The sequence below is a fragment of the Bacteroidota bacterium genome (genome assembly GCA_017303905.1).
Taxonomy (GTDB): Bacteria; Bacteroidota; Bacteroidia; order B-17B0; family Aurantibacillaceae; genus JAHEYG01.
The window spans coordinates 520,009-542,170 of sequence record JAFLBH010000002.1; the positions used below are offsets into that span (position 1 = coordinate 520,009).

At 38.6% G+C, this 22,162-nt stretch carries 14 protein-coding genes; 3 read left to right on the forward strand and 11 right to left on the reverse strand.

The features are described from left to right. Nucleotides 1-12: 12 nt before the first annotated feature. Both J0L69_09975 and J0L69_09980 read right to left on the reverse strand, forming a co-directional pair. Nucleotides 13-10,032 (reverse strand): hypothetical protein, encoded by a 10,020-nt coding sequence (locus J0L69_09975; protein MBN8693514.1) that lies wholly within the window; start codon nucleotides 10,030-10,032, stop codon nucleotides 13-15. Between the two features lie 417 nt (nucleotides 10,033-10,449). Then, nucleotides 10,450-11,121: a response regulator transcription factor gene (locus J0L69_09980; protein ID MBN8693515.1), complete on the reverse strand. Its 672-nt coding sequence runs from the start codon at nucleotides 11,119-11,121 to the stop codon at nucleotides 10,450-10,452. A 1,351-nt stretch (nucleotides 11,122-12,472) separates the two neighbouring features. On the opposite strand from J0L69_09980, the gene J0L69_09985 reads away from it, so the two are divergent. Next, nucleotides 12,473-13,543: a hypothetical protein gene (locus J0L69_09985; GenBank protein MBN8693516.1), complete on the forward strand. Its 1,071-nt coding sequence runs from the start codon at nucleotides 12,473-12,475 to the stop codon at nucleotides 13,541-13,543. Here J0L69_09985 and J0L69_09990 read toward each other — a convergent pair. From J0L69_09990 to J0L69_10005, 4 genes are all read right to left on the reverse strand, one after another. Continuing rightward, on the reverse strand, nucleotides 13,522-13,983 hold the full coding sequence (locus J0L69_09990) for a hypothetical protein (GenBank protein MBN8693517.1): 462 nt from the start codon (nucleotides 13,981-13,983) through the stop codon (nucleotides 13,522-13,524). The genes J0L69_09985 and J0L69_09990 overlap by 22 nt on opposite strands. A 43-nt stretch (nucleotides 13,984-14,026) precedes the next feature. Beyond that, a complete protein-coding gene (locus J0L69_09995) occupies nucleotides 14,027-15,145 on the reverse strand; it encodes an ImmA/IrrE family metallo-endopeptidase (protein ID MBN8693518.1) in 1,119 nt (372 codons plus the stop codon). Then, nucleotides 15,146-15,718, reverse strand: coding sequence for a hypothetical protein (locus tag J0L69_10000; protein ID MBN8693519.1), 573 nt, complete (start codon nucleotides 15,716-15,718; stop codon nucleotides 15,146-15,148). It abuts the gene before it with no gap. Nucleotides 15,719-15,908: 190 nt separating this feature from the next. Then, nucleotides 15,909-16,499: a C39 family peptidase gene (locus J0L69_10005; GenBank protein MBN8693520.1), complete on the reverse strand. Its 591-nt coding sequence runs from the start codon at nucleotides 16,497-16,499 to the stop codon at nucleotides 15,909-15,911. 180 nt (nucleotides 16,500-16,679) lie between these two features. On the opposite strand from J0L69_10005, the gene J0L69_10010 reads away from it, so the two are divergent. Continuing rightward, nucleotides 16,680-16,955, forward strand: coding sequence for a hypothetical protein (locus J0L69_10010; GenBank protein ID MBN8693521.1), 276 nt, complete (start codon nucleotides 16,680-16,682; stop codon nucleotides 16,953-16,955). Nucleotides 16,956-18,130: 1,175 nt separating this feature from the next. Here the strand turns inward: J0L69_10010 and J0L69_10015 are convergent. Beyond that, nucleotides 18,131-18,685, reverse strand: coding sequence for a response regulator transcription factor (locus J0L69_10015; protein ID MBN8693522.1), 555 nt, complete (start codon nucleotides 18,683-18,685; stop codon nucleotides 18,131-18,133). 287 nt (nucleotides 18,686-18,972) lie between these two features. Here J0L69_10015 and J0L69_10020 point away from each other — a divergent pair, with 287 nt between their 5' ends. Further along, nucleotides 18,973-19,629, forward strand: a complete 657-nt coding sequence (locus tag J0L69_10020) for a response regulator transcription factor (GenBank protein MBN8693523.1) — start codon at nucleotides 18,973-18,975, stop codon at nucleotides 19,627-19,629. Here J0L69_10020 and J0L69_10025 read toward each other — a convergent pair. The 4 genes from J0L69_10025 to J0L69_10040 are packed head-to-tail and all read right to left on the reverse strand — an operon-like array spanning nucleotide 19,622 to nucleotide 22,138. Further along, on the reverse strand, nucleotides 19,622-20,092 hold the full coding sequence (locus tag J0L69_10025; GenBank protein ID MBN8693524.1) for a hypothetical protein: 471 nt from the start codon (nucleotides 20,090-20,092) through the stop codon (nucleotides 19,622-19,624). The genes J0L69_10020 and J0L69_10025 overlap by 8 nt on opposite strands. A 1-nt stretch (nucleotide 20,093) precedes the next feature. After that, a complete protein-coding gene (locus tag J0L69_10030; GenBank protein ID MBN8693525.1) occupies nucleotides 20,094-20,513 on the reverse strand; it encodes a type II secretion system protein in 420 nt (139 codons plus the stop codon). Nucleotides 20,514-20,523: 10 nt separating this feature from the next. Continuing rightward, nucleotides 20,524-21,678: a type II secretion system F family protein gene (locus J0L69_10035; protein MBN8693526.1), complete on the reverse strand. Its 1,155-nt coding sequence runs from the start codon at nucleotides 21,676-21,678 to the stop codon at nucleotides 20,524-20,526. A 1-nt stretch (nucleotide 21,679) separates the two neighbouring features. Beyond that, nucleotides 21,680-22,138: a hypothetical protein gene (locus J0L69_10040; GenBank protein ID MBN8693527.1), complete on the reverse strand. Its 459-nt coding sequence runs from the start codon at nucleotides 22,136-22,138 to the stop codon at nucleotides 21,680-21,682. Between the last annotated feature and the right edge of the window lie 24 nt (nucleotides 22,139-22,162).

A 22,162-nucleotide genomic window follows, 5' to 3' on the forward strand; every position in this document is an offset into this window, starting at 1 on the left:
AGGTTTCCAATCTTATAAAGGATATTTAATGAGTTCAGCTCTGCAACCAACAATTAATACAATATCCGTTACATTTCCTTTTGAAAATAATTCCCTGTTCGTAAAATTATTATCGAACACAAGCGTCAGGTTCATTACAGGGCTGTTATTCGGTGTATTTACACCAACGGAAAGAATCCCTTTATTTGTCTTCTTGTTTAGTGAAACATTTCCTCCGGCTAATAAAAAGTCAAAATTTTCAACTTCATCTTCAAATCCATCGGCCCTTGCGAATAACAGACTAAGGTTCGTTCCATCAAGTTTTAAGTCCTTAATTCCCTGCGGGAACAGTTCCCGTTTCAACTCTATTGTAACACTAAAGGTCAACGGTCCTTCTTGTGCCTCTCCCAATTCATACCATTGGTCAGGGAAATTATTTTTTAATGAGAATCCGCGGTTAAAGAATAACGTGTTATCGTTATCCAGCAACACTTGGGTTTTGTACTGGAAGCTATCTATAGCTGTGTAGTCAACAGCTATGACTACGTCCGCAATATTGCTATAATCAAAGCGGTTACTGTATTGTGGCATTTTGAATTCCCATTGAGATTCAACACCCATGGCTTCAAATGGATTCAGTAATTCCGATTGTACAGGTTGCAACTCGAAAACGCCGGTTGCATTATTTGCAGATGTCAGCGCCACAGATTCAACTTCTACGCGACGGATAGGAACTTTCTGGAAAGTAGTTCCCCCAATAACCGTATATGAAATGGTATTAGCAGTAAGAGTTGCTTTTACACTGTCATAAACAGGTATTAAACCAATTACAGATGTTCTTACGCCTTTTATCAGGCGTAAATACTGTCCGGGGAAATCGTAATCAAATTGCTTATTAGTCAATTCGAAATTCAACACGCCTGTTTCTTTAAAATTCTGAAACTCTGAAGGGAAGTTTTGAGCAAGTGATATTGTTTTTGTCATTTGCAGTTTCCGTTTGTTGGTTTCAAAAGCGTGTTGTTCCAGTTTGGTTATGTCCACTAACAAACGTGCGCTACCGGTCAGACCCCGCCTGTCAATTTTCGCATCCGAGGTTCCAGATGTAAATCCGGATGACGGAGTTTCCCAATAATCGTCAAGAATAAATGGCCCAGCTTGTTCCTGGCGTTCAAAATACAACTGCTGCTCTGCTGTTCTTGCAATGGCAGTGGATAAATTTAGCATATAGCTGTAAGCCCCCTCTAAAACCTGTCCCATCCAATTATAAAGCTCAGCGTTGGTAAATTTATTTTTAAGGTAATCCACGGTTTGTTGCGCATGATTGTTATTCAATACCGCAATTTCACGTTCTTGAGTCACAATCCGGATATTGTCATCTGAAATCTTAATTTGTTGATTTGCTATGCTAATATCAAAACCTGCGAGCTGGCTCTGGAATTTCCACTCCTGTTCTCGTCGTTTAAAGGAAGCTAATTGAGATTGAACAGATGAAAAAGTAGAAAGTGACGAAGCTAAGTTACTAGCCGCCAATGCAAGCTGCCCAGCAGCATCTCCGAATTTAGTCGAACTACTGAATACACCTGATGCAACTATATTTAGTGCGGCAGCGCCTATCTGCAATCCGGCGCTTATTCTTAAAAGAAGTAAACTGTTTTGTTCAAAATCCAATAATCCATCTGCTATTAAATCATTATAATGATTTTGAATAAAATTCACTTTGTCTAATTGCAAGCTCGCCACAACCCTTTCATCCTTTGCCTGATTAATTCGCAGATCTTGCAGCTTAATTGTACCACGGGTAGTTTCAAGATCCTGGATTGCTCTTAAGACTGCATAGTTTTCAGCGTCCTCTTTTTCAATGGAAGCTAAAAATAAACTCTCCATTTGCTGGGCTTGCTGTGCGATCTGCTTCGCTCTTTCCAGGAGCACACTAAAGCGGTATTGGGTTGGTGCAAAGTTATTCACGCCCGGCAGCACAAGGTTTCCGCTTGCTCCAATAATTGGGATTCCTGTTGTACTATCGGTAGGTGCAGCAAATGGACTCAATTCTCTCACAATCCCCGCAATGTTCCTGCAATTGAATATCTTGAATAATTCAAGGTTGCATTTCATCTGCAAGCTCTGATATACAGGATTGCTCGGTGAACAGAATTTGAAATCTATAAGCGGACTAAAACTTACAGGCATTTCAATTGGTTGTAATCCTATAACAGATGGCGCGTTCTTATATTTTAAATTAACATTGTAAGAAACGGGTCCCGGATTATTTGGATTATAAGACAGGTCACCTGCGAAGAATTGTTTTCCCGCTACATCGGTAAATCCGAAAGTAAACCCAGTAGCATTATCCGGCACAGGATTGGTCAACCAGCTTATTTTGGCTGCGCCATCTGGAGTTGACAGATCATCTACATTGATTCCTGAGATTCCCGCAACGGCCGTAGCATACCACTCACCTACCGATTGATTAAAATCTTTGGGATCGTTTAGTGCAAGTACATATCGCGCTGCATCGTTTAGCCTTTGGTCTTGTCCGTCCATAAATGCAACCACATCTTCCTCAGGTGGTGGGGCTGGCGTTGAGCTTTCAATCAGTTCAAATGCCGCTGCGAATTTCTCAGGATAGGTCTCCTCAGTAGCGGAATTCAATAGGTCTATAATATCAGGCGAGATACTTTCAATAACTGCAGAACTGCCTATTCCGGCAAGATCATCCTTCAGTTTTATATACATCGTGCTCCAGGTTCTGGCAGTTTCAGTTCCAGTGGCTGCGTCAAGGCAGGCATTAGCTGCTGTTACACACATATTATCTTTTACAAGAAGACCGTTTATCTTCAATAGTTCAAGCGCTTCGCTATAAAATTTACGGGCAATCGGAACCGTCTCTATGGTATCAAGAGTAAACTGGCGGTCAGCATATGCGTTCATACATTGTACTATATTCATGATTGTGTACTTTGTGTATGCGTTTGTCCGGGTTTGCGCCATCAAATGCGGATTAAGCGGATCAAGCAGCCAGTCAGGAGCCTGGTAAAATACATTTGGTATCGTTTGCTCCAGTTTCAGACCATAGAATATTTTCCGTTGATCAATGAGCGCGATAGTATAATCGTAAACTGACCTGTACCATTCAAGTGCTGAAATAAACTGACCTCGTTTCTGTTGATCAAGGGCAAGCATCATGGGAACAAAATAGAATGCCTCGTACAAAAGATCTTTTACACAAGCTGGACGTTTTATCCAGGCAGCGGAAATGCCCTGTGGCTGATTCATGTTCTCTTTCAGCTTCTGTTCAATTGTTAGTTTACGGGCTGCCATGTCGGTGATGCACTCGGCTGACTCAATTAGTATATCTGAAATCTCTTCCGGATGAAGAATACAAAAATTTGAAGCTGAATTATGATTTAGTATTCTTACGCTGAATTTACGATCAATCACATAATCTCTTAACGCATAACCTCTTGGTGCATCTCTGTCTTGGAAAAACGGGTACACCTTCTTTATCCAGGAATTGGGGGAACTGAAAAGCTGGGGAGAGAAAATTGTTATCTCTGCTGGTGTTAAATTGCTCGAAGGAAGAGTCGGAATTGGTGGATTATAACTACTAATAGCAGGTTTATAAGCGAATGTTCTGGTTGTATTATTGTTATATAATAAGACAATTGCATTCGGTTGGTAACGGCTTTCAAATGCACCAATGACATCGCCAATTCCCGTATCTATAAACCCATAAGCGTCTTCTTTCCCAACATAGCCGAAGTATAGAGAGTTGGGGAAAACAGTAGTAATGGCGCCTAAGCCATAATTATATTGCGCTGTAGGACTCGGACTGGGGCTCGGACTTGGACTTGGAGCAGGGTTTGGTGGTGGTGGTGGAAAGGTTACAGGATGATAGATGGCTGTTACAGGTTTTACATTTGCAGGACCATCTGTATATATCCTGTATTTGTTGTCAATAAACTTGTTGTTGTCAAAGTCATAGCCGAATTCTTTATGGACATTCGAAAATGTTGTAACAGTGATAACAGGAGTAACTGGATTCATAAACCAGTCAAGCGGTTTCCAGAATGGGTGTCGCCTCCAAGGATTCCTGACGTATGTGATTTTCTCAAAGTTGGTAGTTTTGCCATAAGAAAAAATAAATTGTGGCATTTCCCAATCCATGCTGTGCTGGCAGGCGGTAACAAATGCCGGCTCAACGTCATCCAGTTTAGGTAAGTCTTCGCAATCACTCGGCGCAGACCACCCTCCGTCAGGATCAAAGAGGGGCTTGTTTAACTGACCCATTTTCAATTTGCCATTATCCAGGTAACGGTAAAACAGATATAGGGACATTTCAATTGGTTTCCATCCGCCATCTCTTGAGCCAAGAATATAGCAGCCAAGCAACTTTACATCTTTTATGTTTAATGGCAAAGGCTGCCAGAATTCCAAACCATCTGGATCCTCGGTTTGTTTCTTGCACCAATATGTTTTGCCACTTTTGGCCTGACCGAAAAAATAGGTCTCCCACTTGAGAATATTTGAATCATTGCAGCACTCACTGGCATTTAAATCTCTGTAATAAGACCTGCCGCTGGTACTGCATGTGATCTCCATATTCTCTATATCGATCAGATATTGCTGAAACTGCTTGGCTTCAAAACAAGCGTCATCAGGACTAAACCGGTTAGAGCTACGAAGTGTAGAAGAAAGGTTAATAAACGCGGGACTTTGCTTTCTCTTTAAGGTTGGGTAGAGGAGATTCTCAGGATAGAGGTATATAAACATCGCCGAACGCCATGTAGCGTATGAACCCAGCCAAAGCCATTCCCTTTCAAAATACGGGGCTATTAGTTTGAAATTGCTTACAAAGTCATCAAATACTCCTGTCTGAAGTGCAAAATACAATCCTTGCAAAGTTTCTATCGCAAACGAAACCCTGGTATGTTTTACACAGCAATTATCTTTGGTTTCAATAAAATAAGTTTTAGCCAGTCGCTCACAGGCATCTGCAAATAATTCGCAAGGCTGTTGTAACGCTCGGATCAGGGCATCACGCATATAAGGCATGTTCGCATCTTCCGCAGCAAGCAAAACATCTTTCCATCTTTCTTGCACCGCCTTTTCTTTCGCAATTCTGGTTTTTAAGGCGTCTAACCATTCTTTTCGCGCACTATAAGGCGCTCGCCATCTGTTTAAAGTTTGAAGGTCCGTAAGCGGAAAACTTGAAATTGGAGGTACAAACACTTGAAAATAATCCTGATCAAGTATAATTCCTTGCGTGTACTCTTCCTGAACCTGGCTGAATGGAAGATTGATGTTCCTGATATGAATGAGGATATCAATAATATCACCGTATTCCGATTCTATTAACGGAGAGGGGCCAGAAGGCGTAGCGTTTTCAAGTACTGAATATATCTTACTTAAGAACCTGTATTCCGTCATCGACATTCCTAACTGTGCCACAAATGGACGAATATCTTCTTTGTCTTCCTCCTTTACTTTAAGGTCGGTAAAGTATGGCAGATAATCGAATTGCGAAGGCGGGGTTGTAGAAGAAACGCGCTGCACTATCAGATCGAGCTGGCCTTGTAAATTAGTAAAAAGCTGCCCCGCTGTTGGAACTGATGGGTTGATATAAACCGCAATCGCATTGTAAGTATTGATTAGTGCGATCCGTCTTAAATTCCATGTTGTATAAACCCAATTGGACGGAACAAAATTCTTAATGTATTCTGGTGGAATAATATCCGATTGTATGAATGGCTGGCGGTTCCATTCGGCAAGGGTAAGTTGCCAAGCCGTCCTATTTTCCACATTCCCGCGTCCTGGTGCCATTCTCATTTTCATGACATTATAATACAGCACTGGAACGCCATTAGGAAAACTTCCTGTTATTTCCTCTGGAATCCATCCCGATCCCGTAGACGTCGTTGTTGGATACAAACGTTGCCTTTTAAAAGCGGATATTAAAATCTTTATGGCCTTATCAATCTGGGCGGAAGTTGGAAGCTTAGTCGGATCGTTCAATTCCCACAATGTTTTAACTGGAGCTACTTCGAGTAACTGAGCGCTGGTTAATCTGAATGCGGCCCAGGCAATATCACTCGCCTCCTTTTGCTTAAAAGCATCTGTGCTTTGAAGATCGGCGATTAAAGTGTCAAGAGATGTATATGGTAAAATATTAAATGCTGTATTTGGATTTCCTGTATTGATCTGGTTCAGCATTTTTGTAAATGCATCCGGATCAAAAGTTACGGTTGTTGTAAAACCTTTGAACGTTGTGAAGTATCCATCCAAAATAATTTGCCTTGCATTATAAAGAACTCTGTAGGGCTCCGCTTCTGGATTAACAACGAGATTGATCTCAGGTAACAATTCCGGGTCGATGATTGCTGAGTGTGTAGAGTTAATGGCTCCAACTGTTGCTGGTATGGTTTGTAAGCTCGGGTCCCAGGAACCCTCTACGGGCTCCGTAATTGATTTCCAGAAGAACTGGCTGTCTAATCTCAACATTGCCGGAGGGGTAGAAGATCCTTTTATTTCTTCTTTCACCCATGTATCTCGTTGAGGAACCTTTGCACTTGTCCAGATGATCGATGCAAGATTATAAAGCTCACTGGTAGTCGGCCGCTCAAACGTAAACATTGAATTCTGGTAGTTTTCACATTTTAGCATTAACAGCATCATTTGATTGAATGCCGCTACCGACATGCGTAAATTCACATTAATGATCGCCGTTAGCTCTGAAACTGAAATACCAGAAGCAAGCGCGTTGTAGGTTTGTTTTAACCTTTCCCAATTCGTTGTCGCCGTTATTACTGGTGGCCAGCTTCCGGGAGGATTCCATGTTGTATACACTAACGGACTGGTCATGCCAGATGGTACCGGGCTTAACAGGTTATAGTTGTGTGTTACAGTAAAAAGATTGTCAGTGAGGTTATCTGGATATACAATCACATCCGTGAAAATCGGCACCTCAACCTCGTACACAAAATTCATTGTTCCCGAAAGAAAAGTTGCGTCTGCGCCATTTCCACCTGTCAATGTCAAAGTAACCTGTGTTGAAGAATTAAAAACAATTGAACTGATAACTAAAGAAGTTACCGGCGGACTGGTTTGATATGGCGAGCTGCCTGCTGTACTCTCAAATTTGGCATATCCTCCCGCAAGTTGATCCATAAGTACAGGATTACCTGTCGGAAAATTTATGACAGGATTTAAAGCTCCCCCACTTGTATCTACGTAACCCGATAAAACCGTCAGTACCCGTTTGTATCTCATTTTCGGATTTACTCCGAGCGGCCGAACCATGCTAGGCTGAGGTACAGTTGGTGTGGGTTTTTTTAAAGCAACATCTGTATTCGTTTGATTAAGACTTAAATTCAATACATTAAAATTATTCCAGACGTTTAAGGGTCTTTGTATTTGTATGATGTTTCCTTCTATAACATGGGTAACAATGTCTCTGTCTAAAACTTTAATTATTCTGTTGTTGAAATCAGCCGATGTTCTTCTTGTGTTGGTGTTATTGCTTATGCAGTAATCAAGAAAGATATCTGATTGCTGTTTTCTGTTTTCCCATAAGGCTTTGGCGTAAGGCGAAGTAACATAGGTCATGTCACTCCAGCCCATGATATCCGGATCAATAATAGGTAGCCAGCTTGGCTTAAACGTACTGTCGTTATTGAATACTACATCCTCCCGGCTATAGTTTGTGAAAGCATAATCTTCAGTTTTCCAAATGCTCCTTAAATAAATGGCCTGCCATTGCTCCATAATTGACAGCGGTGTATTTGTGAGCACGTTTCTCTTGGTATTCCTGAAACCAAAAATTGCTTCAAGATTCGCTGCATTTAACAACTGGTTTGGATTCGCGTTCACCAAGGTCAGATACATTCTATCGGCGGTGAAATTTGGATATACCGGATCATAAAGAGGTATACCAAGTTTATTGGCTAGAGCCTGTGCCGCTTCAATCTTATCAGATTCCGGTTTTGTTGTTACAACATCCCTGAGTTCTTCTAGTGAAGTACCGGCTTCTGTTAAAATGGATTTATAAACCAGCATGAAGAATTGATTCCTTTCAGAATTCAATTTCGCGATCTGCGCAGGCGATAACTGGCCGTTTGCAATTTTTATATCAACTATCTTTTCAAGAACTTCGGTCACTAACCTTACCCTGCAAAATTCATCGTGTAGTGTATTACAGTTCACATTTAAACTGCCAAAGGGCTGTTGAAATAAATCTGAAATAAGACTGACAAAAGAGTTGATGGTTCCGCCGTGTACATATGGGGGTGTTCCATTATGATCAAGGTGTGCCGCTCCATATTTAATCAGATCCATTAAATAAGCAAAAGGACTTATTCCTGATTTGCAATCATCGCATCCGCAGGAGTTCACAGCATTCGCCAACGAGGTTGTAATAAAATTGGAATTAGTCACGGCAGGTATGGCCGGATTGACCATTTTTAAATCGGTCAATAATCCACTCAGCAGGTTCCCAACGAGTTTTTGATTTTGAACTGCTATTTCATGAATTCTGGCGGCCTCGAATAAAGGCATGCTTGAATCTACCACATCGTTGAGAAACTGATCTTTTGGAGTATTTCCAATTCTCTGAAGATCACCATATCCTTCTGCTATGAGATGTTGGTTTTGTGTCGCATCTGCATTGAGGGAAAATAAATCAACGTGACCTTGCAAAGTCTTCAGTTCTTCTTCACCGACTTCGGGAGCAGGAAAACCATTAATATAAGTGATTGGTCCGGCTTGTCTTATCTTATTTGTTGTGGTGAGCCCATTCGATACTAAAAAGTCTTCAAACGATGGCGAAAAAGTAATTCCGCTTATGGTCTGTATATCGGTAATACTTGGCGAGTTATCAGGTTCTGTGGGTGGTACGCCGGGGAGAAGCACGTCATGAACATCTGTATCTCCGGGTTTAACTACAAAATTTCCTGAAAAAATTGGAGGAGTTCCTGAGTTGTCGGTAAACACTTCCAGTAAAACTTTGGTAAAATAAGGTTCCCGGTTTCGTGTAGCTCCAAAGAAATCTTCAAAAGGAGTTCCGGGGCTTCCTAAAGTTCCGGTTGTTATTGTTCCACTACCGGCCGATGGCTCATAAAAACCATCAGAAACAACAGTAAGGTTTTCCGGAAACTCAAATCTTGTAAACTGCAACGTACCCAACAATTCCCACTCACTTGTTGAGTCATTAAATCCAAATACTTGTCCATTTTTATTAATAAAGATTGCTTTCGTGTTGGTGGATAGTGAAATTGCCGGTAGGATCTGGTGAAAATTGCCATCTCCATCTTTAATGTGAAGCGAGTTGTCATGGACAACGATATCCCAAATCAGGGTATATATGCTGGTTGCTGGATCAGCGCCAGTTACTTCAAGATAATTTTCTTCATCTCTTCTGTCAAACGGTCCGGTCACAAAATAATTAATAACGGTTTCGCCTTCCGGTTTTATTACCACCAAAGATTGAACCGGCGAGCTTAATTGTATGTAACCTTCTGTATTAGGGTGTAAAGTCGTTTGAGACTGGGTGGAGCCATCGGGCTCATAAATTGTAAAGTTTGCGATCAGATCGGCTGGTACGGTCTGAGGCACATCCGCAGAATAATGGAGATGAAAAGTAGTTGAGTTCGACACAGGTTTTGAAACCCTGATGGGTGAATTACTATCCGGAACCTTTTGATTATTTATATTTGATACCTCAACCTCAAAGACACCAACATCATTGAATCCCTCATGCAATGTAATTGCGGGTATAGGAACTGTAGGAGTTAATTCGGCCCCGTTAAAATAGATGCTTGCAAAGACCTCATGGATTTTTCCTTCAACTATATAGTCAATTGGACTATCAATTCGTATATCAAAAACAAAATCGCCATTATTGTCTGTAACACCCTTACCCAGGAAAACTGTTCCAAGTGGCGTTTTACGCCAAAGCTGATAACCTATATCGGCCAGATGTAAGGTTTCTGGAGGCACACCGCCGCCAGGAGAGAATAAGCAACTGATTTGTCCTTTTACTCTGAAATTTCTGGTATTCATAAATTGGTGGGTTTAATTTTTTTTAAAGATGTTTAGGCCGGTTAAACCGGTATAATAATTTTAGTTAAACAATTGAAGGTTTTTAATGATGGAAATGGAATTCCTTAATACGAGGCGGAGGAGTCTTTTCATATGATGGGTGAATAATTGCTGTTTTGTGTTTATTTTCTAATACCAAGAGGCAAAGGGCAGGGACAGGATCAAATAGAACTGGAGCGCAATTAAATTAGAGAGAACAAAAGGTCGGAATGAAAAAAGAACGCAGATGAGTGCTTTCAAATAAACGCAAGATTTTTTAGATTAGTGTAATGCTATGTGTACTTAATTATTAACAAATGATCAAGGCGATATTAACCAAAATTAAAAACCCAAGGGATACTCCTTGTTTTTACTTATGACATGTTTAATTTTATTTTGTTAAATAAAATTAGAATTAAAATCTCTCGGATAACTTACAAACTGAAGTCCGGCCTCAATGGAATATTTCAAGAATTCTCCTTTATTTTTAACTCCCACCTTTTTATATATAGCTGTCAAATGTCCTCCTACAGTTTTTTCAGATGTATCAAGCTGTTCGGCAATATCCTTAATTGTTTTGCCTTGGCACATGAGAGAAATTATCCCCAACTCTTTCTTTGTAAATATAAGTTTATAATAATGCCTATCCTTTTTCGCCGGACTCTGGAACAATTCTGGTAAATTCTTCTTATAAATACCTTTGTTGTGTACAACCTTTATTGCTTCAACAAGGATTTCTTTACTATCTTTTTTTGAAACAAAAGCGCAAGCTCCTCGGTTTAACAAGTCTTTAATTAGTTCTTCGTCATGATAAGAGGAAACGATAATCACTTTTAGCTTTGGATATCTATTTCGAATACTGTTCAATGCTTTGCTTCCATTAAGCAATGGCATTTCGAGATCGAGCAGAACAATATCGGGTTTCAAGGTTTCTAAAAGCCTAAGTGCTCCCTCTCCATTCTTTGCGGTATCAAGCGTTCTTATGTATTCGGGTTCAAGCAATGCAACTAAGCCTTTCACGAAGAGAGACTCATCGTCAACAATAACAATATCTATTTGCAGGACGTTCATGAGTAGACACTAAGGTATTGATTTTGATTAATTTTTTGGGCTTATTTTTTTTGTGAATGAAAAAATTAGGACCATAGAGTTCAACACCTTTCGATTTGGTAGAGAAGATCGGTTATGTGCGTTTAGCGATCATGTGAGGTGGGGATTCAATCCTTTTATCTTCTTGTGACTGCTAGAACAGATATTTAAGACTAGCTTTTATTTAGAATATACTTTAAAACAATAGTTATTTTATTCAAATCCTGCTTAAAAGAGTTCAAGAATATATCTGGCTACTCCAACTATCGTGAAGATTGTGAAGGAATAATTTTCTTTCGAGATTAAAGTTAATAAAGCCTCAGCTTATGTTGGGGCTTTATTATTCATTCAAATGGCTGTTCCGATTAATATTAAAAATTTAAATGGCTAAGGGAAAACACTTAGAATAAAAAACAAAGTCGTAAGTTAAAAATTTTCTTTTCACAATTTTTCGAGTTTAATTTATCTTGCTTTTACTTATATTTTGGTCAACGAAATATTGTTGCCGGAAAAAATTGATTATGTTGTTTTTGGAATAACACTTGAAATTTTACCATTCATCCTTTCAATGAGGACACATTGTTTAATTACCCACTTTTTTGATAATTTCATTCTACTCTAACCATAGCCACTTTTCCTCCGTTTACTTCTTGTTTCCATATCTTACGGTCTTCCTTGTCTAGCTTTATTTATTACACAAGGAGGTGTCAGAACATCCATTTCCGTATAGAAAGCAGTAGTTTTTTCATCTCCTTCTAAGATGTAATAAGTCCGGATACAGCCTTTTAATACAAAATAGCCATTGTTTGTTTTTTATCCTTCATCGAGTAAAACCGTTCCGTTCATTTCTTTACTGTATGAAACAAGTCTAATGAAAGTAATGCGTCCTTCTCCTCTTTTGTCAGAGAAATGTATTTTGATATAAAGTCTAATAGTATGTCTTGCATTTTTTTATATTGTTACTCTTGTCTTTTTGACGTTAGGTTATTGAACTCAGGATTCAAATTCTTTAATAGTGTTTTCTGCATGCTTGGTTAAAAATTTATTTCGCTGATCTATTTTCCAAAAAATTGTCGCAACAAAAAACCTGCATAACACCAAGCCCTGTGCCTATGTAATGTGCGCTAAAGTTGGATTGAAAGGTTGCGACTAAACCGGTCGTTTAAAAAGCAGAGAAAATCACAAAATAGTTTAGGTACGTATATCGTTGTTGCGCATGTTGCTGGAAGTATTTCCATGCAATATCAAGGGCTTCTTTATCAGTTATTGAACTATTCATTCATAAATATAGGAAATTGTATTGTAGCTGTAAATTTTGTAAATTCGTTTAGTCATGGATATCTGCAAAATCGAGTATATGGGGAAGTATCGGAATGGTAAGCCAAAGTTCTGGTGCAAGACCCATTTTGCTTTAGCGGATTCGATAGGATTTGAAACGCCAGAGAAATGTAGGAAGCATGACCTTCCCAAGATTAATGAAAACGATAAATATGTTCTTGATCCCAATGAATGGGAAGGCGGAGTTGGTGTGTGGGGTTCGCTTGATCCTGTTTATAACACCTCTCCTCATATTGGACATGATTCAGGAATACATCTTCATACAAGACAGGAAGAAACAGGCGAAAAACAAATTGATTATACTTTTAAAGAAATTGAAGTAATTACACCACAAAAGGACTTATTCGGAAATGAACAACGGATAATGTTAAATACCGAGATTGCCCACGCTTATACGGCATCTATGGTATTTGGCAAAGATATGAAGTGTATTAATTGTCCGAATTGTAACCAACCACATATTGACGCGGATTTTTTTGCTGTTACTTATCATAAGAAACATATGTGTACCTATTGTGGAAAGGATTTCTTAGACACTGAGCGAGGAATTTCCAACCCAGTGATTGAAATACAGAAAATATTCAGAAGTTCATTTAACGACAGAACAATAAAAATTGTGGATCGTGAATTGAATATTCAGCAAAAGGATTATCCTGGAGGAATTCAGATTTGGGGATCGAATCCGGCAATTATTTGGACAGCTAAAAGAAATGAAGAAGCAGGAATCCACGTGCATGTATTTAAAGATAAAGGAGGGACTGAGGCTTTTGCCGATGAAACTTTCGGTAAAGTTAACATAGATGGGATTGAACTCAACGGCACGGAAATCCGAATTTTAATGGTGCAACAATCTTTGACCCATCTTAAAGGGAAAATTTTATCAATTAATTGTCCGAATTGCAATGAGCCGCATACTGATCGTTTGGACAATGCGGTTAGACCGCACGAACACCATTTGTGTGAGTTTTGCAGTACTGAATTTACAACGCCAACAAAGTGCGTGGGTAATCCGATAATTGAAAAGTTGAGGCAATTACAAGCAAACTACGATGCGCTACAGAAATAATCATTTTCGACGTTCTTCGGTAAGAATCCGCCTTTAACTACCATTTCGATATAGCTTACTTGTGCGTCAGTACACTTAATAATGTTTTCGATGACAGCATGCTTAAGAAGTCTTAAGGAACCCATTAAACGAGCATCTGTTATTTCTTTTTGTGCCGCGGTTCTCGCCTTTCTGTCATCGCAGCAAAGTAAAAAACCAGTTTCTACACAGATAGCCGTTGATTCTGTTTCTCCATCGCCTAAACCATAGGTATCAAACAGGTGTGAAAGTAATCCAACACTAATGTTTTGTGTCCAAACAATTAGTTTACCATTAGCAGTGAATTTGTCAACTTCAGTTTTTTGAGACGTTATTTTAGCAACCTCGTAATAAACAGCTTGACTTATGTAATACTTTGTGTTAGCTAAATTCAAAACAGTATCAAGCCTATCGCAGTTCATCAGATTAATTAATGAACAAGCGTCAAGAACTATCTCCTTTGAATCAGCCAATTTTTGAATGATGGTCTAATATTGCGTTAACAGGAATAGAAAGTAAATCTGCAATTTTGCCAATTGAGTATTTCTCTTCTTCAATTAGCGAAACTGCTTTATCAAGAACGAAATTTGGTGCAGCTGGAAAGTACAATGGGTCTCGTGGTGCAACACCGAGAGAATCCGCGCGTTTTTCAGGACTTCCAAAATCTTCTTTTATTTTTTGGGACAAGGTATAGGCCCCCCCCTTTGGAAGCAAACTTAAAGTTTCGCAACGGAAAGCAGCTACATCAAAACTAACACCATAAAATCTGGCAAGATGCACAATTTCCACATCACTCAGTCGTGCTTGCGGATCAATGTGAAAACTGTCTCTTACCTTTTGTATAAATTTTGCAACCCCTTTTTCCGGAAGGAGCAAACAGGATGCGAAAGCGTTTGCAAAGCCCTCGATCTTGAACTTGTCGTCTTTGGGTCTTAGACTTATTTTTTTATCAAAGTAAACATAATCACCTTGTTCATGATGATTCAGAACGTGAGCAAGTTCATGAGCTAATGTAAATAGCATACGACCCTCAAAGCGTGGAGAAACAATTAAAAAAACGTAATCTTTTATTGAGGCGGACGCACCATCGGCGTTAGGACCAAGTTCCTTGACCTTTACAATAAAATTTAATTTATTAGATAAGAGTTCCGGTAGAGAAGTCAATGGATCAAAATGATTTCCGTCAAAATAAACATCGCGGAAAAATGATGCTAATGCATCAGCATTAACGAAAGTGTTTTCAACATGTTTTACGATTGCGCTAAATTTTTCAACTTTAGAAGCATCGGGTTGAAGTTCCAAAACATTATTTACGAAAAAATCAAAGTTGGAAACAACAGATACATCGGCTGCCGCTCCATATTGTTTTCTAAATAATACCTCGTATTGATTTTCCTGCTTGTATTCTTTTAAAAGAAAAGAAATGGGCAGATTTAAAACGTTAGAAATTGCACTTAATTCATTGTATGCTGCTTCAAAACCTTCTATAAGTTCTATTAGTCTTTTTTTTGCGACACCAGACTTCTTCGATAGGAGATCTATACCTAAAGTTGAATTATGAATATAGTGCGAAAGGTTTTTCATTTAACCTCTCTTTATTTCTCTTAGCCAACTATTGAGTAATTCGATTTGCCTTTCATCTAACTTTCTCCAGCGACCGATAACATCAAACGGAATTTTACCTCCTCTTTTCTTAAACACTTCTCTTAAAATATCCATGGTCTCTTTACCTCGCGCGGCTTCGATCTCTTTTTCTTTTTTTAAAATAAGAGGGTTTTTACCAATAATGTAGTTTTCAATTCGCTTTTCAAAATTACCTTCATGATAATCGAATTTATTTTGTTTTCCCTTTTCATCAACGATAATGTTACCAGCAATACTACCATCTTCAAGTAAGCGTTGGCGGTACTGCGGAAACCTATCACGCGCAATCATAGCGTTAATTTTTTCTTGTACTTGAAAACCACCAACCAAATATTGCTTGAATCCTGAAGTACGACCGCTTATAGTAAAGATGTGGTCGTTTATCTCGACAGCACGACGAATCTGCGGCATGCAAGCCCCAAGTGTTGGAGGACTATCAAAAATTGGGTCGGTCATTTCCCAACCTGCACCGGGATCTGCACCGGCAAACATTGTATATATATATCCTTTCATAGCATCAAATATATAATTTTCTTTGAGGTTAAAATTAAGAAGTTTTCAGAATGAAAAAAGGAACAATTTGCCTCCTTTTCCTTAGAATGACAGTGCTGTGTTTTAGCCAGTTAAACTACGAGCCCATATAGTTATATTTAATAGTGGATCCGAAGGGGAATGATCCCTCAGTCTCAGCAGTTTCTTTTATTTATCTGTATTTGGTTACGGTTGGAACCCACCAAGCGTAAATTAATTTTAGTAACTGTTCAGGATTACGGTAAACCAGTTTGCCATTTGCAGGATCACGCACAACAACGTAAACCAATTCTTTTCCGAAAATACCGTCGGTGTAAGATATTCCGCTAAGAACAACCGCATGCCCTACATTTAATCCAGTATTATAAGCAATAATAACTGGAATGTTTGCTTTGAGTAATGTTATTAAAGTTTCAACGTTAGGGGTACCATGATGAGCGGATGTACTTATGCAATGTGTTCTTTTTCTATCCCAACCTGTATACGCACACCAATTTAAATTCTCGGTAATAATATCTACCGGCGCTGGGCAATTTTTGATGTAGCCATTGAAACCAACTCCGCAATAAGAGTGAGCAAAATATTCTTGAGAAATATTTACACCATTATATTTTGCAATCATTTCGATGCAGGCTGCCCAACACCAATTGGTGTCGTTTTGTTTTGCGTAAACGCTATCCATAATGTTGGATTTGATTCCTGCGAAATATTGAGTTGGTGCAAGAAATGCGAGCGGACTATTGTTCTGTACAGTTTGTAACATGGTAATTTGTTTGTTATACAAATATATAACTAAAAAATCGGACTTTACAAAGTTTTAGCATTTCATTTTGCAACTTTTCATTGGTAAAATCTTGCAAATGAGCGAAAGCGTCTTTTAAATGAGGGAAAAAATATTGACTTTTATGAAAATTGAATTAGTATTTGTATTATAAATTAAAAAGTGGCGAAAAAGAAATACGCAAAGTTTGATTCTGAGTTTAAATACGAAGACTTAAGCTCCAAACTCTCCGGACTATCGGCATCAGCGGCTTATTCTTTTACTAAAAGGAATAATCCTACCGAGTATAATAATCTTTTAACATTGCTACCTGCGGCTTATGTCGATCAACAAAAAGATAATTTAGAATCCATTGATCTAATTTATTCGGGGAGTACAGCATCACCATTTCTATTAACCATCGCATTGGGAAGAAAAGATATTTTTAAGGGTAAATAGTCCTTTTATATTGATGTTTTTAATATTGCACCGGATACAGGTACAACCGCATCATACTTTAGCCAACAATGGTATCACTTTAGAGACGAAGAGGGTAAAAGAACTGCCTACATCATCAATCCATTTATTATTACTGATGAGGAAAAGAGAAAGGATGTTACTTATGGTACTTTTTTGACAGGGAGTACAACATACTTTACTTTTGATGAATATGAAAAAAAAATCCGATTTTTTTGATATTCATATGAAAAGTTTTGGCGATTTAAAGATTAAAAAATACCATGCTGCCGCAGGCTTGCGCCTTATTTGACCGTAGGGAGTATCGCACAAACGTGGCTTCGCCACACCCTATTGTCTGCGCGTTGGCGCGAGGTGGTTTGGATTTTTGGAGGAACGGAAAAAATACAAACGACCGCAGCTTGGGATAGCGGTACTACTGCTGTGTCAGCCGAAAAAGTGCGTTGGCTTGTGAGATGGCTGCTCTAATTGGCTTTCAGCCAAAAGAGTGCCGGGAAAGCAAAAAAATAAACCTTGGTTATTGTCCGCCGAAATGGTTGTTTGGAACCTGTCCGGAAAAGCGGCTAACGAAAATTCTTTTCTGTCGAGGAATTGTCTGCCGAAGACGAGTCCCCGTGCGCATTGAACATAACTTACGGATAGGCGACGCTTCAAATATTTGTAACCGGTTACATCCGTGTGCTAAGTAAATATACAAAAACGCTGGGGGCAACCGTTTTTATCTTCTTGTAGCCGCTTAAATAGATACTTCATACGACCTTTTATTTAGAATTTGTTTTAGAATGATGGTTATTTTACCCAAATCCTGCTTAAAAGAGTTCGAGAATATGTCTGGCTTCTCCACCGATAAATGCAAAAATCCCAAGCTTTTGGCTTGGGATTTTTTGTTTCCGCTGTAGCGTTGAAAGCTTTGCTTTCAAAAGCGAAGGTGGAAACAAAAAACCGATGCGTAGCAGCGGATTTTTGCATTTTGACTCTTGGTAAGAAGGGATCAACGGAGTTACTCCCAATTGAATAAATTTTCAAAAGCGAAGGTGGAAACAAAAAACCGATGCGTGGTGGCGACGTTTTCTCTTTTAAATTTCATTGTATGCATTATGAGTAGCATCATCAACTTGCCAAACACTATATGAATCATAACTGACGCGAAACATAATTCATTTAATAAACTGAAATCCCTTTTGAAAAGCCGTTTTCAGAAAATCACAAAGCTTTTTCGCGCCAAGCTTGCTGAAGAGACGATAACGGTGTGCTTCTACTGTTTTAGGAACAATGTTTAATTTTTCAGCAATTTCCTCATTGGTTAAGCCCTCACATAAATACGGTATTAACTCCATCTCACGTCGTGTGAAACTAATGTCACCACTGTACTCTATGGTTTGATCTGAATACATAACAGCTTTGATTGTTTCAACAAGCCTATCTATTGATTCTGATTTATTCACAAACGCAGCAGCTCCCCTACTAAGAAAATTTTGTATTAATAATGAATCATCATACTGACTTAACATGACTACTTTTTGTAACGGATACTCTTTAACAAGAATATCAAGAGTTTTGCTTCCGTCTAAACCATCCATTTCTATATCCATTAAAACTACATCAACCTGATGCGATTTCAAAAGTGCCAAAAGCTCTAAACCGTTGGAAGCTTCTCCAATGATTTCAATATTATAATCCATAAGATGATTTCGGATCGCCACTCTGAACATACGGTGATCCTCGGCAATAAGAACTTTAATTTCACTCATAAACAAAGTACAATATCAGGTTGCTTAAACGGTGAATTAATCCGATTTATTTTAATCATACAGGTCTTAAAAATATCGATTAAATCTTCAAATTTTATGCCAATACTATAAGAAATAGGATTTGAATTAATAAGTGGCTTGTTTTTCCGAAAATTCGACGAATTTACCAATCTCGCTAAACCGTTTTATAAAATGTAGGAATTCTCCTAATTGACACGTATCAACTAGCGCACTATCTTGCCAAACTTATGACCCCCATCAAATTCAAAAAAACAATTGCACTCGTTGATGATCATTTCCTATTTCGTAAAGGCATTAAAGCGTTGCTTCAGGAATACAAACATATTGATGTTTTATTTGAAGCCGAAAACGGTAAAGAATTGATTGAAAAATTGAAAGTACGTCAGCCGGATGTTATACTTCTGGATATTGAAATGCCGGAAATGAACGGCATGGAAGCAACAGAAATCGTACGGGAAAAATATCCTCACGTAAAAATCATCATTCTAACTTCCTATTACGAACAGGAACTCGCCTTTAAACTCATGGAAAAAGGGGTCAATGCTTTTCTCTCCAAAAACACCAAAACAGAAGAAATCATCAAGGCCATTAATTCCGTTATTTCGGAAGGTTATTATTTCGATTATGAAGTTTCAGTAGCGCTCGCAAAGGGATTATCCGTTACACGAAAAATAATCCCTGATAAAAACGCACCAAAACTTTCTAAACGCGAACTGGAAGTGGTAAAATTAATCTGTAACCAACATACCAATCGCGAAATTGCAACCATCATGTGTTTGAGTCCGCGCACTATCGATACCTACCGCGAAAGCATCTTTCAAAAAACAGGGGCTAAAAACAGCGTTGGCGTGGCTTTGTTTGCTTTTACACACCGACTTATTTAACGACTAAAAATCCGGCTATTAAGAGATTGTGAAACAAAACCAGTACACCTCCGAAAGGCATATAATGCCTGAACGACTTTAACAGCAAGCTTAGCAAAGCGCTTAAAACAAATAAGGCGGCCGAAAAAACAATTAATGTTACAACATCAAAAGTGAGGCCCACCGAAAAAAACAACAAGGCATCCGCCCATCCTATTTTTTTATCCATTACCCTATTAAACTTTCCTTCTTTTAAGAAATAATACAATTTTAAAACCAGGTAAGTAAATGCCATGTATAAACTAACAGATAGAGCATTACTTAATAAGGAAGCTATTCCCTGAAAATACCACACATAAACACAGCAACTCAAAAAATAAATAATGACCAGCCAAAGACTTATGAGTCGCTCTTTGAAATCCTGAACAACTATAATAAAAGCTAACACAAACGATAGCACTAACCAAAGCAACTGATGACTCATCTTAATCTTTGGTGACTTCCTTTAAATTCTCCTGCGAGTCGATTTCCCATACATTAAAAACACCATCCTGATCGAAATCGGTAACCGATGTGGCAAGCGCTTTAAACGCATTGTTTCCCGCGCTTACAATTTCAATTTTGTAATTGGCGTGTCCGTTTTGGGTTACCAATTTGGCCTGCTCAAAACCAATTTCCTCCAAATTATTGCTGTATTTTGAATGCACAAAAAAGTGACTCTTCTGTAATTGCAACAAATGCTTTAATTGTAACTGCGCTTCCATGGCTTTTGTTTTGGAAATAAGCGGCATGAGTACCGGCAGCGACAATAAAACCAGAATACCAATAATTGCCAATACAACCATTAATTCGGCGAGTGTAAAGCCCTTTAATTTTTTAGTTCTTATTTGTTTGAGTTTTTTCATATATAAATAATTAAAATCCGTTGCTTAGTTGAAATAATGGTAAGTACATGGCCACTAAAATGAAGCCAATGATAAAGCCAAGCACAATAATAAAAAAGGGCTCAATCACTTTTCCCATGACCGCTTGCTGATGCTCTATTTCATCGCTGTACTGTGTACTTAACTTTAAAAATATTTGTTCCGGCGCATTTACCTCCTCCGAAACTTTAATTAAACCAATGAGTTTTTGCGGAAATATTTTATGTGCCGATAAACTCTCATGTAATTGTTTCCCGCTTAAAATATCTTTACTCACCTGCTCTAAGGCCGCTTCAATCGGATAATAAGCAATCATACCCTTTACCAAATTTAAAGCGTCCATCAGAAGTACACGCGAACTCAATAATAAACGCATCGACTGACAAAATCTGGCTAAATATATTTTACTGACTAACGCGCCCACCAATGGCAAACGCAATATGAAGGCGGAGGCCGCTTTACGGTACCATTCTTTTTTAGCATTAAACCGGTGCAGTAACCAAAATGAAAAAATGAAAGCTGCCAATGAATAAAATATTAAACCGGATTTATTACTGATTTTTATTAATAGCTGCGTAATGGCAGGCAATTGTCCGCCCGTTTGTTTAAATATGTCGCTGAACATTGGCACCACAAATGTTAACATAAAATATACAATGGCCACCGACAAACTGATAACCACAATCGGATACGTAAGCGTACCTATAATTTGGCGTCTTAATTTGATGGCATCCGCGTAGTATTTACCCAGCTCAATCAACACTTCAGAAAGTTTTCCTGTTTCCTCCCCAATTCTTATACTCTCCGTTTCGTAGTTACTGAACAATTCATCAAATTGTCTGAAAGCATAACTGACAGGCTCACCCGAAATAATTCTGTTTTTTATTGTTACTAAGATGGCTTTATGCTTTTCTTCCTTTAATTCATTCTGAAGAATTTCAAACGCGGTAATAATATCAACGCCCGCCGACAGTAAAAGTCCCAGCTCCGCATAAAACCACTCCTTCTGTTTATCGCCAAACTTTTTACTCAGGAATTTTATCTCGGTTTGTAATAGCTTCTGAATGCTAAACGAATTTTCATCGCCCTTAGCAGCAGCCGTTACCGTTTTAGTGTTTTTATATTTTGAGATATCGATGGTTTGCATTTTAATTTATCTTTTGTGTTTCGTAATTAAAACGCGTCAGCCCGTCATATCGCTTAAGAATGGATATCACAAACGTTTGCTGTTTGTAATACACTTCCCATTCGGCTTGCTCCACTGCCTTTTGCGGATTAAACTCCGATGCCATGGAAGCATACTTTATTTTTACTTCACCGCAGGGCATTTTAAACGTATCGGCTTTGTGACGGTGGTGAATCAATATAAAATCCTTCTCCACTTTTATAAACTCATTTAACGTATCATTCCTATGAAAAAACTTATTGCCTTCGTGGAGAAGAACAGACTTACGCTCTTCAAAAAAAGTAAGACGCTGCTGCAAATTTTGGAAAGCGGCTATAAATGCGGTTTGACGGTTATACTCATGAAACATGTTTTGTACATGCCCCATTCCCTTATAGGCGAATAAAGCCAATAACGAACTCAAAGCCAGTGTTACCAGCATTTCCGCAAGCGTAAAGCCATGCAA

What these genes read in the sequence shown, in the direction of transcription:
- J0L69_10015 (MBN8693522.1), bottom strand. Translation starts at nt 18,685, where the DNA reads ATGTTCAGAGTGGCGATCCGAAATCATCTTATGGATTATAATATTGAA.
- J0L69_10035 (MBN8693526.1), bottom strand. Translation starts at nt 21,678, where the DNA reads ATGCAAACCATCGATATCTCAAAATATAAAAACACTAAAACGGTAACG.
- J0L69_10030 (MBN8693525.1), bottom strand. Translation starts at nt 20,513, where the DNA reads ATGAAAAAACTCAAACAAATAAGAACTAAAAAATTAAAGGGCTTTACA.
- J0L69_10020 (MBN8693523.1), top strand. Translation starts at nt 18,973, where the DNA reads ATGACCCCCATCAAATTCAAAAAAACAATTGCACTCGTTGATGATCAT.
- J0L69_09980 (MBN8693515.1), bottom strand. Translation starts at nt 11,121, where the DNA reads ATGAACGTCCTGCAAATAGATATTGTTATTGTTGACGATGAGTCTCTC.
- J0L69_10025 (MBN8693524.1), bottom strand. Translation starts at nt 20,092, where the DNA reads ATGAGTCATCAGTTGCTTTGGTTAGTGCTATCGTTTGTGTTAGCTTTT.
- J0L69_09985 (MBN8693516.1), top strand. Translation starts at nt 12,473, where the DNA reads ATGGATATCTGCAAAATCGAGTATATGGGGAAGTATCGGAATGGTAAG.
- J0L69_09975 (MBN8693514.1), bottom strand. Translation starts at nt 10,032, where the DNA reads ATGAATACCAGAAATTTCAGAGTAAAAGGACAAATCAGTTGCTTATTC.
- J0L69_09995 (MBN8693518.1), bottom strand. Translation starts at nt 15,145, where the DNA reads ATGAAAAACCTTTCGCACTATATTCATAATTCAACTTTAGGTATAGAT.
- J0L69_09990 (MBN8693517.1), bottom strand. Translation starts at nt 13,983, where the DNA reads ATGAACTGCGATAGGCTTGATACTGTTTTGAATTTAGCTAACACAAAG.
- J0L69_10005 (MBN8693520.1), bottom strand. Translation starts at nt 16,499, where the DNA reads ATGTTACAAACTGTACAGAACAATAGTCCGCTCGCATTTCTTGCACCA.
- J0L69_10000 (MBN8693519.1), bottom strand. Translation starts at nt 15,718, where the DNA reads ATGAAAGGATATATATATACAATGTTTGCCGGTGCAGATCCCGGTGCA.
- J0L69_10040 (MBN8693527.1), bottom strand. Translation starts at nt 22,138, where the DNA reads ATGCTGGTAACACTGGCTTTGAGTTCGTTATTGGCTTTATTCGCCTAT.